Raw genomic sequence first — 12609 nt, 5'->3', positions numbered from 1 at the left:
CCGATGGCCCCGACGCCGTTGCGGGGAGCCCTGAGCCTCCCGTGTTGATCGTCCTGGGCCTGGTCCTGATCATTGTTCTCACCGCACTCACCGGCTACTTCGTGGCTCAGGAGTTCGGCTACGTCGCCGTGGACCGCGGCAAGCTGCGCCAGCTCGCCGAGGACGGCGACCAGGCCGCCGCGCGGGCACTCGAGGTGACCGGCCGGCTCTCCTTCATGCTCTCGGGAGCCCAGCTCGGCATCACCGTGACCGCCCTGCTGGTCGGTTACGCCGCCGAGCCGTACCTCGGCGCCGGTCTGGCCGACCTGCTCGGCCTGGCCGGGGTCGCCGAGTCCGTCAGCCTTCCGCTGTCCGTCGCGCTGGCCCTGATCATCGCCACGGTGGTGCAGATGGTCCTGGGCGAACTCGCCCCGAAGAACCTCGCCATCGCGCGCGCCGAGTCGGTGAGCCGCGTGCTGGCGCGTTCCACCCTGATGTACCTGAAGGTGGCCGGCCCGGTGGTCCGGCTGTTCGACCGGGCCGCGGTGCGGCTGCTGCGCCGGGTCGGCATCGAGCCGATCGAGGAGCTGCCCAGCGGCGCCACCCCGGAGGACCTGGAGCAGATCATCGCCGAGTCCCGCCAGGAGGGGCACCTCGACGTGGAGATGTCCACGCTGCTCGACCGCGGGCTGGACTTCCGCGAGCTGACCGCCGGCGAGGCCATGGTCCCGCGGGTGGACGTGCACAGCGTCCGCGCCCACGACCCGGTCAGCCGGGTGGTCGAGCTGCTGGACACCGGCCACTCGCGCTTCCCGGTCCGGGGAGCCGAGGGCGTGGACGACCTCGTGGGCGTCGTCGGCATCGCCGACGTGCTCGGCGTACCCCCGCAGGAGCGCGCCACCACCCCGGTGAGCGCGGTGGCCGTACCGCCGCTGCTGGTGCCCGAGACGCTGCCGCTGCCCACGGTGCTCGACCGGCTGCGGTCAGGCCACCGGCAGATGGCCTGCGTGGTCGACGAGTACGGCGGCTTCGCCGGGGTGATCACCCTGGAGGACATCGCCGAGGAGCTGGTCGGCCCGATCCGGGACGAGGACGACCCGCCGGAGCGGGCGCCGGCCCGGCAGGCGGACGGCTCCTGGGTGGTGCCGGCCCGCTGGCGCATCGACGAGGTGGCCGACAGCACGGGCATCGCCCTGCCCGAGGCGCCGGAGTACGACACCCTGTCCGGCCTCGTGATGCGGGAACTGGGCCGGGTGCCCGAGGTGGGCGACCGGCTGGAGATCACCCTCCCCACGGACGGGGAGGACGGCGAGGTCGAGCCCCGCGCGCTGGTCGAGGTGCTGGCCGTCGACCGCCACGTGGCGGACTCCGTGCGGCTGCGGCTCACCGAGCCGGGCAAGCGCCCGGAGGTGTCGGCGTGAGCGCGAGGAATGAACCGAAGAGCCCCGCGCTCGCGAACAGTGGGTCCGGCATGACGGCAGGAGGGGTGCGCCGATGAGCCCGGGCATCGCGCTGTTCACCTCCGTGGTGCTGCTGGCCCTGAACGGCTTCTTCGTGGCCGCCGAGTTCGCTCTGGTGGCCAGCAAGCGGTACCGGCTGGAGCAGGCCGCCGCCGGCGGCGGGCGGGCCGCGCGGGCCGCGCTGGACGGCGTACGCGAACTGTCGCTGATGCTGGCCGGCGCGCAGCTCGGCATCACGCTGTGCACGCTGGGCCTCGGTGCGCTCGCCGAGCCGGCGATCGAGCACCTGGTGAGCCCGGCGCTGCACCTGGTCGGGTTGCCGGAGGCCGCCAGCCACGCGATCGCGCTGGTCTTCGCGCTGGCGCTGGTCACCTTCCTGCACCTGGTGGTGGGGGAGATGGCGCCGAAGTCCTGGGCGATCACCGACGCCGAGCGGTCGGCCATGCTGCTGGCGCTGCCGTTCCGCGCGTTCGCGCGGGTGTCCCGGCCGGTGCTCTCCGCGCTCAACGCGCTGGCCAACTCGATCCTGCGGCTGGCCCGGGTGAACCCCCAGGACCAGCTCGCCCAGGTGCACGGGCCGGACGAGCTGCGGATCCTGCTGGAGCAGTCCCGTGAGCACGGGCTGCTCGGCGCCGAGCAGCACCAGCTGCTCACCAGCATGCTGGAGCTGCAGGGCACCACGGTGGCCCAGGTGATGGAGCCGTTCTCGACGATGGTCACGGTCCACCGGGACGACTCGGCCGAGCGGATCGAGCAGGTCAGCCGCGAGAGCGGCCGGTCCCGCCTGGCGGTCCTGGACGCGGCGGGCGACGTCTGCGGCCTGGTGCACGTCCGGGAGGCGGTGCGCGCGGTCACCACGGGTCAGCACGCCACCGCCGGCGAGCTGATGAGCACCGCCTTCACGCTCCCGGCGGAGGCGTCGGTGACCGAGGCGGTCGCCGCGATGCGGGCCCGCCAGTCCCAGCTGGCCCTGGTGCGCAACGGTGGCGGCCCGGCCCGACCGGTCGGCTTCGTGGCGCTGGAGGACCTGCTGGAGGAGGTCATCGGCGAGTTCGACGACGAGACCGACCCGGTGCCGCGCGGACGTCGGCTGCGCTGAAGCGGAGGGGTGTTTTCGCTTCGTCGAAGTCGTGGTGAGCCGGCCGGTGCTCCGCGACAGTTGAGGTGCCTCGCGGATCGGGGAACCGGTCCGCGAGGGGCGATCTCACGGCGGGAGGCGGTCCGGTGCGGTTCACGGGTGTGTCGCCGGAGTCCAGCTGGACCGGCCTGACCGTGCGTACCGCGCTGACCAATCCGAGCACCCGGCCGGGCCTGAAGCTGCCCGGCCGGGTGACGGTGACCGCCGGTTCCGTGGACGTGCCGGTGCAGCACGTCCGGCTCGGCCTGGTGACCACCGCCGAGTCGGAGGACCCGTCGGCGCCCCGCCGCCTCGTGCAGTTCCACGAGGCGGCGCTGACGGGCGCGTTCGTGCTCCGGGCCGGACGCGGCCGGACCATCCCGTTCGAGTTCCCGGTGCCCTGGGAGACCCCGGTGACGGTCTTCGGCGGCGTGCCGCTGCTCAGCCTCCGGATGGGCCTGCGGACGGAGGTGGCCATCGAACCGCAGCTCGACCAGGGTGCCCTCGTGCCGGTGTTCGTGCACCCGCTGCCCACCCAGGCGCACGTGCTGGCGGCACTCGACACGCTGGGCTTCAGCCTGCGCCAGGCCGGCCTCGTGGACGCCCGGCTGCCGGGCGTGGAGCAGACGCTGCCGCTGCACCAGCGGATCGGCTACTGGGTCGCCCCGCTCTACGCGGGCCCCATCACCGAACTCGAACTGGTCTTCGTGACCAACGCGGCGGGGTTGGAGGTGATCCTCTGGATGGACCGCCGGCTCGCGCTGGCCGGCGTGACCCACCAGAGCATCAGCCGGTTCCGCGTCTGGCACGCGGGCGCGGACCGGCGGGACTGGGTGGCCACGGTGGACGGCTGGCTACGCGAGGCCATCAACCGGCACGCCGCGACCGCCGCCCACGCGGACTGGTCCGCACAGATCACGGAGTCCGCGCACGTCAGCCGACCGCCCGACGATCCGGTGCCGCCGGGGTTCGGCCTGGGCGGCACCGCCGGCAGCGCCGGCGTGGGCGGCGGCGGAGGCGACGGCACCTGACCCGTGCGGGGCCGCCCGGCCGGTCACATGCTCGCGGTGGCGAGCTTGACGCTGAAGCCGAGGAAGAGGGCGGCCACCCCCGTGGTGGCGCCCGCCGCGAGCCGCCGGCGCCGGCGGAACTGCGCGGCCAGGAACGTACCCGTGAAGATCAGCGCGGTGAGGTACAGCGCGCTGGTCACCTGCGCGATCAGCCCGAGCAGGCCGAAGGAGAGCACCGGCCAGGGGTACGCCGGGTCGACGAACTGGATGAAGAACGAGACGAAGAAGAGGATCGCCTTCGGGTTGAGCAGGCTGATCACGAGCGCCTTGCGGAACGGGCTGCGCAGCTCCGCGGGCTGCGCGGCGTCGATGAGGCGCGGCGTGCCGGGGTCGTTGCGGTCGCGCCAGCGCCGCCAGGCGCCGCGGAGCATCGTGAGCCCCACGTAGCCGAGGTACGCGGCGCCGGCGTACTTGATCACGAGAAACAGCGGGGGGTACGCCTTGAGCAGCGACGCCACCCCGGCGGCGGAGAGGAACATGAGCACCCCGTCGCCGAGGAAGACCCCACCGGCGGCCCGGTAGCCGGCGCCCACCCCGCGCTTGGCGGCGGTGGACAGCACGAAGAGGGAGTTGGGCCCGGGCAGCAGCACGATCGCCACGGTGCCCACCACGTACGTTCCGATGTCGGTGATCCCCAGCACGCCGGACATCATCACGCCACCCGTGCCGCCGGGCGAAGCCTTTCCCGCAGGGCGGCCTGTGCCGTCGGCCACTCGTCGACGGTCATGGCGTACTGCACGGTGTCCCGCCACGATCCGTCGGGGCGCTGCCGGTGCCGCCGCAGCACCCCCTCGCGGGTCGCGCCGAGCCGCTCGATCGCCCGCTGCGAGCGCTCGTTGCGGATGTCGGTGTGCCAGACCACCCGGACCGCGCCCAGTTCCTCGAAGGCGCGGGTGAGCAGCAGCAGCTTCGCCTCGGTGTTGATGCCGCTGCGCCACCACGGCCGGCCCAGGAACGTGTAGCCGATGGCCACCGACCGGCGCTCGGGATCCACCTCGTAGTACGACGTCGTGCCGACCACCGCGCCGGTCACCGCGCAGCGCTGCACCCACGGCACCCGCTCGCCCCGGTGGTGGGCGGCCAGGGCCGACGCGACGATCTGGCGCGTCTCGGCCGCGTCGACCGGCTGCCGGTTGCCGAGGTGCCGCCAGACCTCCGGGTCGGCGGTGGCCGCGTGCAGCTCGTCGGCGTGGGCGAGGTCGAGGGGTTCCAGCACGACGTGCTCCCCGCGCAGCACCGCCGGGTCGTGCCACGGCGAGGGCGGCGTCCGCAGGTACGCGGGCAGCGGCGCGCGGACGCCGGCGTCGGGCTCGGGCACGCCGGCCGTCAGCCGCAGCGGCACCACGCCGGCCCAGTACGGCAGGGCGAGGTCGGCCTCCTCCTCGCGTACGCCCCCGGTGCGGGCGCGTAGCGAGACCTCGCGCAGCGGCAGCGCCAGGACGGCGGTCTCGGCCAGTTCCTTGCGGGTCGGCGGGCGGCTGTCCGCGCTGCGCCCGGCGGCGACCTTCTCGACCAGCGCGGTGAGCACGTCGGCCTTCTCCCGTTCGTCGGTGACCAGGTGGGCCGTGCCGTGCGCGACCACCGACCGGTAGTTGGCGCTGTGGTGGAACTGGGAGCGGCCGAGGACGAGACCGTCGAGCAGGGTGACCGACACGCACACGGGCAGGCCGGCGCCCCGGGCGGCGAGCAGGGGACGGCTGCCGGTGGAGCCGTGCAGGTAGAGCGTGTCACCGACGCGGACGTGCAGGGTGGGCAGCACGCGCGGTTCGCCGTCGACGGTGAACGCGAGCGCGCAGTGGTACGCCTCGTCCAGCACGGCGTGTGCGGCGGCGCGGTCGTAGCTCATCCGGTCGCGGGAGCGGCTCGCCGTCGTCCGGCCGGTCGGGGGGTACGTGGTGCGCTCGGCGTCAGGGGTGGTGGTCATCGCGTCGCCCTTTGTTCTAGTACAATCCCTGATTTGTGTCAGCACGCTATCAGGTCACCGGGGCGACGGCCGCCGAGATTTCGGCCAGCATCGAGTCCGGCATCCGTACCGCCGCCCTGCCACCGGGAGCGGCCCTGCCGCCGGTACGGGCGCTCGCCGCCGAGCTGGCGGTCAGCCCGGCCACCGTGGCCCGCGCCTACCAGGAGCTGCGCCAGCGCGGGCTCGTGGCCACCGCCGGCCGGCACGGCACCCGCGTCCGTCCCCGCCCGCCCGTGGCGGCCCGCCGCTCGGCGCTGCGACCGCCGCCCGCGCCCGGCCTGCGGGACCTCTCCGCCGGCGAGCCGGACCCGCGCCTGCTGCCCTCGCTCGGCCCGCACCTGGCCGCCCTCGCCGCCGAGGCCGGCCCGCCGGTCAGCTACTCCGGCGCCGGGGTGCTCCCCGAGCTGGCCGAGGCCGCCCGCGCACGGCTGGCCGCCGACGCCGTACCGGCCGGGGAGCTGACCCTCACCGGCGGGGCGCTCGACGGCATCGAGCGGTTGCTGGGCGCGCACCTGAGGCCCGGTGACGCGGTGGCCGTGGAGGACCCGGGCTGGGCGAACCTGCTCGACCTGGTCGCGGCGCTCGGGCTGCGCCCGATCGGCGTACCCGTCGACGACGAGGGTCCGATGGTGGCCGGGGTGGCCGCCGCACTCGCCGCGGGCGCCCGCGCGCTGATCGTGACCAGCCGGGCGCAGAACCCCACGGGCGCGGCCGTCTCCGCCGCCCGCGCCGCGGCGCTGCGGGACCTCCTCGCCGGCTGGCCGGAGCTGCTGCTGATCGAGGACGACCACGCCGCCGAGCTGGCCCGCGTACCCCTGCACCCTCTGGCCGGGGCGACCGGGAGCTGGGCCTTCCTCCGCTCGGCGAGCAAGCCCTTCGGCCCCGACCTGCGCCTCGCGGTCCTCGTGGGGGACGAGACCACCGTGGCCCGGGTGGCCGGCCGGGCGCGGGTCGGCGCCGGCTGGGTGTCCACGGTGCTGCAACGGCTGCTGCTCGCCCTGTGGCGGGATCCGGAGGTCGCCGCCCTCGTCGACCGCGCGGCGGAGAGCTACGAGCGGCGGCGGGGCGCGTTGCTCGCCGCGCTGGCCGAGCGGGGGGTCACGGCGTACGGGCGCAGCGGGATCAACGTCTGGGTGCCCGTGCCGGACGAGACCAGCGCGGTGACCGCCCTGCGCGACGCCGGCTGGTCGGTGGCGCCCGGCGCGCTCTACCGCATCGCCGCCGGGCCCGGGCTGCGGATCACCGTGAGCCCCCTGACCGACGCCGACACGGGACCCCTGGCCGAAGCCCTGTCCCAAGCCGCGAACCCCACCCCACCCCCGACCCTGACAGCCTGACCCCCGCGCCCCCCTTGACCTCCGCGATCTTGCAGTTTGTGCCCGCGCAATGCCCCGGAATGTCGTTGTTGCCGGGGCGGAAAGTGCAAGATCGCGGGGACCAGGGGCGGGGCGTGACCGCGGGTGGTGTGGGTATGCCGCGCGCCGGAGGTGAGCGGCCATGGCGTCGTCGAGGACCAGGAGAGGCATCTGGATCGCGATCGCGGTGGCGGTGATCGTGATCATCATCGTGATCATCGCGCTGATGTCCGGAGGTGGCGGCGGTGGTGGCGGCTACTGATCCCGCGTCCCGGGGCGGTGCCGGTCGTCGCGTACCCGGCACCGATCCGCGAAGGGGTATATAACAGTCGGCATGGCCGAGCAGCCCGAGAGCGCCCCCGGCGCCCAGCGGTTCATCCCGCCCGACGCGGACACCCTCGACGACCTGCGGGCGGCGGCCGCCGGCTGCCGCGGCTGCGAGCTGTACCGGGACGCCTCCCAGACCGTCTTCGGTCGGGGCGACGCGAGCGCCCGGGTGGTCTTCGTCGGCGAACAGCCCGGCGACATGGAGGACCAGAAGGGCCTGCCCTTCGTCGGGCCCGCCGGGCGGCTCCTGCGCAAGGCGGTCGACGACGCCGGCCTCGATCCCGCGCACATCTACCTCACCAACGCGGTCAAGCACTTCCGCTTCGAGCTGCGCGGCAAGCGGCGCATCCACCAGACCCCGGACCGCGTGCACATCACCGCCTGCCGGCCGTGGCTGGTGGCCGAGTTCGCCCGGCTGCACCCGGAGATCGTCGTCGTCCTGGGCGCCACCGCGGCCAAGGCGCTGCTCGGCCCGACCTTCCGGGTGACCCGCCAGCGCGGGGAGCTGATGCCCTGGCCGGCGTCCGCCCAGCACCCGGAGGACTTCCAGCGGGTACCGGTGGACAGCGCCGGGAAGGTGGCCGACACCCCGCCGGCCCAGCTGCTCGCCACCATCCACCCGTCGGCGGTGCTGCGCGCCGACGACCAGGACAAGGCGTACGACGGGCTGGTCAAAGACCTCACGGTGGCCGCCCGCGCGCTGGCCACCTGACGGGCTTCTCCCCTCGGCGAAACGGGGTGCCGCCGCCCGGGACGGCTGCGCAAGGATGGAGGCCCTCGGCATCCCTTACCGCGAGGAGCCCGCATGGCCACCGACCTGACCGCGTCGACCCCGGTCCGCCCGGACGTCGCGCCCATCCAGCGGCGTACCCTCCGGCTGCTCTTCGGCACCCAGATCGTCGGCGGCATCGGCGTCACCATCGGCATCGCGGTGGGGGCGCTGCTCGCCGAGCGGGTCGCCGGCACGGCCATGGCCGGCCTGGCGCAGAGCGCCGCCGTGGTGGGCGGTGCGGTGCTGGCGGTGCCCGTCACCCGCATCATGAACGGGCACGGCCGCCGGCCGGGGCTGGCGTTCGCGTACCTGGCCGGCGCGGTCGGCGCGGTGCTGGTGGTGCTCGCGACGGTCAACCGGTCGGTGCCGCTGCTCTTCCTCGGGATGCTGCTCTTCGGTGGGGGCACCACGGCCAACCTCCAGGCCCGCTACACGGCCGTCGACCTCGCCGAGCCGGCCCGCCGGGGCCGCCAGCTCTCCCTGGTCGTCTGGGCCACCACCATCGGGGCGGTGGCCGCGCCGAACTTCGCGGCGCTCGCCGACCGCACCACCGCCGGCTGGGGCCTGCCGCCGCTGGCCGGCCCGTTCGCGTTCAGCGCGGTCGCGTTCGTGCTGGTCGCCGGCGTACTGCTCGCCCTGCTGCGGCCCGACCCACTGCTCACCGCGCGCCGGCTCGCGGCGGCCCCCGCCCCGGTGGAGGCCGGCGCCGCGCCCGAGGTCACCCCGCCCGCGGAGGCCGTCGCCGCGCCGGCTCCGCGCGACCGGCGCGGCGACGGGATGCGGGCGGCGTGGCAGGTGGTACGCGTCCGCGCCGCCGCCCGGCTCGGCATCGCCGCGGTGGCGGTGGGTCACGTGGTGATGGTGGCGGTCATGTCGATGACGCCGGTCCGGCTCGGTGAGTCGCACGGCGACGCGGACGTGCTGCGGGTGGTCGGCATCGTGCTGAGCCTGCACATCGCCGGGATGTACGCGCTCTCCCCGGTGGTGGGGTGGCTCACCGACCGGCTCGGCCGGCGGGCGGTGATCCTCGGCGGCGTCGCGCTGCTGCTCGCCGCGTGCGCGGTCGCCGGTACGGCCGGGCACCACACGCCGCGGCTCTCGGTGGGTCTGGTCCTGCTCGGGCTGGGTTGGTCCGGCACGATGGTGGCCGGCTCGACGCTGCTGTCGGAGTCGGTGCCGACGTCGGTGCGCCCGAGCGTGCAGGGCTTCTCCGACCTGATGATGGGGCTGGCCGGCGCGGCCGCGGCCGCCGTGAGCGGGTTTGTCATGCGGGCCGCCGGTTATCCGGTCCTCACCCTGCTCGCCGCGGTCGCCGTGGTGCCCCTGGTGGCGCTAGCGTTGCGGCCGGTGCCGGCGGGGGCACCGGACGAGGAGGACTGAACGTGCGGCTGACCGACTTCTGGGCGCGGCTGGAGGAGGCGTTCGGGCCGGGCTACGCGGCCAGCATCGCCGCCGACCAGGTGCTCTCGCAGCTCGGCGGGCGGACCATCGCGCAGGCCCTCGCCGCCGGTGAGGAGACGCAGGTGGTGTGGCGGGCGGTCTGCGCGGCCTATCCCGACCGGGTGCCGGCGCGACTACGCTGAGCAGCGATTTCCGCCGATCCGCGTGTCGCTTGCCGAGTCGTACACCTGTTCGGCTATTGTCCACAGCGGGGTGCTCGTCCACAGCTCGCGGCCCGTCGGCTGGTTTTCTGTCGGACCCAGCGCCTAGCGTGTCCGCGTGACGCGAAGCTCAGCAAAGACGCCGGCGAAGGCAGGGGTGGCAACGATGGCGGCAGCGCCAGACCGGGAGAAGGCACTCGACCTCGCTCTCGCTCAGATCGACAAGCAGTTCGGCAAGGGCTCGGTGATGCGTCTGGGGGAGCGGCCGGTCATCCAGACCGCCGTGATCCCGACCGGCTCCATCGCGCTCGACGTGGCGCTCGGCGTGGGCGGTCTGCCCCGGGGCCGGGTGGTCGAGATCTACGGTCCCGAGTCCAGCGGTAAGACGACGGTCGCGCTGCACGCGGTGGCCAACGCGCAGCGGGCCGGCGGCATCGCCGGCTTCATCGACGCCGAGCACGCGCTCGACCCGGAGTACGCGAAGGCCCTCGGTGTCGACACCGACGCGCTGCTGGTGTCCCAGCCGGACACGGGCGAGCAGGCACTCGAGATCGCCGACATGCTGGTCCGCTCCGGGGCCCTCGACATCATCGTGATCGACTCGGTGGCCGCGCTGGTGCCGCGCGCCGAGATCGAGGGCGAGATGGGCGACAGCCACGTCGGCCTCCAGGCCCGGCTGATGAGCCAGGCGCTGCGGAAGATCACCGGTGTGCTCAACCACACCGGCACCACGGCGATCTTCATCAACCAGCTTCGCGAGAAGATCGGCGTGATGTTCGGCAGCCCGGAGACCACCACCGGTGGTCGGGCGCTGAAGTTCTACGCCTCGGTCCGGCTCGACGTCCGGCGGATCGAGAGTCTCAAGGACGGCACCGACGTGGTCGGCAACCGCACCCGCGTCAAGGTCGTGAAGAACAAGGTGGCCGCGCCGTTCAAGCAGGCCGAGTTCGACATCATGTACGGCAAGGGCATCTCCCGCGAGGGCTCGCTGATCGACGTGGGCGTCGAGCAGGGCATCATCCGCAAGTCCGGCGCCTGGTACACGTACGACGGTGACCAGCTCGGCCAGGGCAAGGAGAAGGCCCGCGAGTTCCTCCGCGAGAACCCGGACGTGGCCGCCGAGATCGAGAAGAAGATCCTGGAGAAGCTCGGCGTCGGGGTCGCCGCGAGCGACGCGGCCGGTGGCCCGGAGCTGCCGCCGGTCGACTTCTGACCTGATCCATGGCAGGACGACGAGCCCGGACGGGGCGAGGCTGGGACGCCAGCCCACCCCGCCCGGGTGACGCCACCACGCCCCGGCCCCGCCGTGGTCGCCGAGGGGGTGCCACGGAGGCCGACCCGGACGCCGCGCCCGCCCCGCCTCGCGACGAGGCCGAGTTGGCCCGTGAGATCTGTCTGCGGCAGCTCGCCGTGCGGCCGCGTACGCGGGCCGAACTGGCCGGCGCCCTCGCCCGGCGGGGCATCTCCGAGGAGGTCGCCGCCCAGGTCCTCGACCGCTACGACGAGGTCGGCATCATCGACGACGCCGCGTTCGCCCGGGCCTGGGTGAGCAGCCGGCACGCCGGGCGCGGCCTGGCCCGCCGGGCGCTCGCCGACGAGCTGCGCCGGCGCGGCGTGGACGGCGACACGGCCAGCGAGGCGCTCGGTGAGCTGAGCGAGGAGACCGAGGCGGAGACGGCCCGCGCGCTCGTGGACCGCAAGCTGCGGACGGTCCGCGGTGAGCCGGACGCGGTCTTCCGCCGGTTGGTCGGCATGCTGGCCCGCAAGGGCTACCCGCCCGGTGTGGCCATCCGGGCCGTGAAGGACGCGCTCGCGGCGCAGAGCGCCGAGGCGGCCGAGTTCGCCGAGCAGATCGACGCGGACGCTCTCGCCGAGGCGGAGAACGAGCTGGAACGCGACGGCCGAGCGGGCGGCTGACCACGCGCCGGGTGGCTCGTGGGGCGGGGCGGTCGGGTCATCCGTCCGGCTTGCGCCGGGGAGGCGTGGGCCGGCTGGTGGCGTGACCGGCTTGGCTTTGTCGGGGGATGCGCGGGCCGGCTGGTGGCGTAATCGGCCCGGCTTGTGTGGGGAGGCGTGGGCCGGGTGGGGGTGACCCGCCTGGGGTCGCGTCGGGCCAGCCGCGGGCTGGCTGGCGGGGTGACCGCCGGGCGCGGCACCCCTGCGGACCGCCCCGCCCACCGGAAGGAGCTGTCAGGTGCTGAAGGCGTGTCTCAACGGCGGGCGGGGCCGCGACGAGCATCCCGCCGTGCCGCTGACTCCGGCGGAGTTGGCCGCCGACGCGGCCCGCTGCGCCGCGCTGGGCGTGGCCGCCGTGCACGTGCACCCGCGCGGCGAGGGCGGTGTCGAGTCGCTGCGTCCGGAGGTGATCGCCGAGGCCATCGTCGCGGTCCGGGCCGCCCGCCCGGGGCTGCCCGTGGGCGTGAGCACCGGGGCGTGGATCGAGCCGGACCCGGCCGCCCGGGTGGCCGCCGTCCGGGCCTGGACGCACCTGCCCGACTTCGCGTCCGTCAACGCCCACGAGGAGGGCGCCGAGGCGGTGGCCGCCGCCCTGCACGAGCGGGGCGTGATGGTCGAGGCGGGACTCTGGACGGTGGAGGCGGTCGAGGCGTACCGGCGCTGGCGGGTGCCGGCCGGCAGGATCCTCGTCGAGTGCATGGCCGAGGAGCCGACGGTGGCGCTGGCCGACGCGGCACGCGTCCTCGCCGCGCTGGCCCCCACGGCCGCAGAGGCGCCGGGCACGGCGGCCGGGAGCGCGACGCCTCCGGTCCTCTTGCACGCCGAGGGCCCGGCCACCTGGCAGGTGCTCGCCGAGGCCGTCCGGCGGGGCCTGCACACCCGCATCGGTCTCGAGGACACGCTCCGGATGCCGGACGGCTCCCCGGCCCCCGACAACGCGGCGCTGGTCGTCGCCGCCCGCGCCGCGGGCGCCCACTGACCCCGGGCCCCTCCGCGAGTGGCCGGCACA

12 protein-coding genes are annotated in these 12609 nt (G+C 74.9%); 10 read left to right on the top strand and 2 right to left on the bottom strand.

What is annotated here, in order from left to right; genetic code table 11:
- Positions 1–41: 41 nt before the first annotated feature.
- The 3 genes from D7I43_RS27905 (at position 42) to D7I43_RS27895 (ending at position 3587) form a co-directional block, all read left to right on the top strand.
- Positions 42–1400 carry a hemolysin family protein gene (locus D7I43_RS27905; RefSeq protein ID WP_120331564.1) on the top strand — a complete coding sequence of 453 codons (1359 nt, stop codon included), beginning with the start codon at positions 42–44 and terminating at the stop codon, positions 1398–1400.
- A 73-nt stretch (positions 1401–1473) separates the two neighbouring features.
- Complete coding sequence (locus tag D7I43_RS27900) at positions 1474–2538, top strand: hemolysin family protein (RefSeq protein WP_120331563.1); 1065 nt, start codon at positions 1474–1476, stop codon at positions 2536–2538.
- 125 nt (positions 2539–2663) lie between these two features.
- Positions 2664–3587 (top strand): sporulation protein, encoded by a 924-nt coding sequence (locus tag D7I43_RS27895; RefSeq protein WP_120331562.1) that lies wholly within the window; start codon positions 2664–2666, stop codon positions 3585–3587.
- 23 nt (positions 3588–3610) lie between these two features.
- Here the strand turns inward: D7I43_RS27895 and leuE are convergent, their stop codons facing one another.
- The gene (gene leuE, locus D7I43_RS27890) at positions 3611–4279 is read right to left on the bottom strand and encodes a leucine efflux protein LeuE (RefSeq protein ID WP_120331561.1); all 669 of its coding nucleotides are present in this window, start codon (positions 4277–4279) and stop codon (positions 3611–3613) included.
- Positions 4279–5550 carry a bifunctional pyridoxamine 5'-phosphate oxidase family protein/GNAT family N-acetyltransferase gene (locus D7I43_RS27885; protein WP_120331560.1) on the bottom strand — a complete coding sequence of 424 codons (1272 nt, stop codon included), beginning with the start codon at positions 5548–5550 and terminating at the stop codon, positions 4279–4281. The genes leuE and D7I43_RS27885 overlap by 1 nt, the downstream gene beginning before the upstream one ends.
- A 35-nt stretch (positions 5551–5585) precedes the next feature.
- Between D7I43_RS27885 and D7I43_RS27880 the strand changes: the two genes are divergently transcribed.
- The 7 genes from D7I43_RS27880 to D7I43_RS27850 all read left to right on the top strand — a co-directional run bounded on the left by D7I43_RS27880 (position 5586) and on the right by D7I43_RS27850 (position 12579).
- Positions 5586–6926, top strand: coding sequence for an aminotransferase class I/II-fold pyridoxal phosphate-dependent enzyme (locus D7I43_RS27880; protein ID WP_120331559.1), 1341 nt, complete (start codon positions 5586–5588; stop codon positions 6924–6926).
- A 352-nt stretch (positions 6927–7278) separates the two neighbouring features.
- Positions 7279–7983: a UdgX family uracil-DNA binding protein gene (locus tag D7I43_RS27875; RefSeq protein WP_120331558.1), complete on the top strand. Its 705-nt coding sequence runs from the start codon at positions 7279–7281 to the stop codon at positions 7981–7983.
- Positions 7984–8076: 93 nt separating this feature from the next.
- A complete protein-coding gene (locus D7I43_RS27870; protein WP_120331557.1) occupies positions 8077–9423 on the top strand; it encodes an MFS transporter in 1347 nt (448 codons plus the stop codon).
- A 2-nt stretch (positions 9424–9425) separates the two neighbouring features.
- A complete protein-coding gene (locus D7I43_RS27865; RefSeq protein WP_120331556.1) occupies positions 9426–9626 on the top strand; it encodes a DUF3046 domain-containing protein in 201 nt (66 codons plus the stop codon).
- A 184-nt stretch (positions 9627–9810) separates the two neighbouring features.
- Positions 9811–10857: a recombinase RecA gene (recA, locus tag D7I43_RS27860; RefSeq protein WP_120331555.1), complete on the top strand. Its 1047-nt coding sequence runs from the start codon at positions 9811–9813 to the stop codon at positions 10855–10857.
- Between the two features lie 8 nt (positions 10858–10865).
- On the top strand, positions 10866–11561 hold the full coding sequence (locus D7I43_RS27855; RefSeq protein ID WP_120331554.1) for a regulatory protein RecX: 696 nt from the start codon (positions 10866–10868) through the stop codon (positions 11559–11561).
- Positions 11562–11838: 277 nt separating this feature from the next.
- Positions 11839–12579: a 3-keto-5-aminohexanoate cleavage protein gene (locus tag D7I43_RS27850; protein WP_120331553.1), complete on the top strand. Its 741-nt coding sequence runs from the start codon at positions 11839–11841 to the stop codon at positions 12577–12579.
- Positions 12580–12609: the final 30 nt, after the last annotated feature.

It is taken from the genome of Micromonospora globbae (genome assembly GCF_003610785.1).
Taxonomy (GTDB): domain Bacteria; phylum Actinomycetota; class Actinomycetes; order Mycobacteriales; family Micromonosporaceae; genus Micromonospora; species Micromonospora globbae.
The sequence above is the reverse complement of the archived record's forward strand: the minus strand, read 5'-3'. Positions and strand labels throughout refer to the sequence as shown.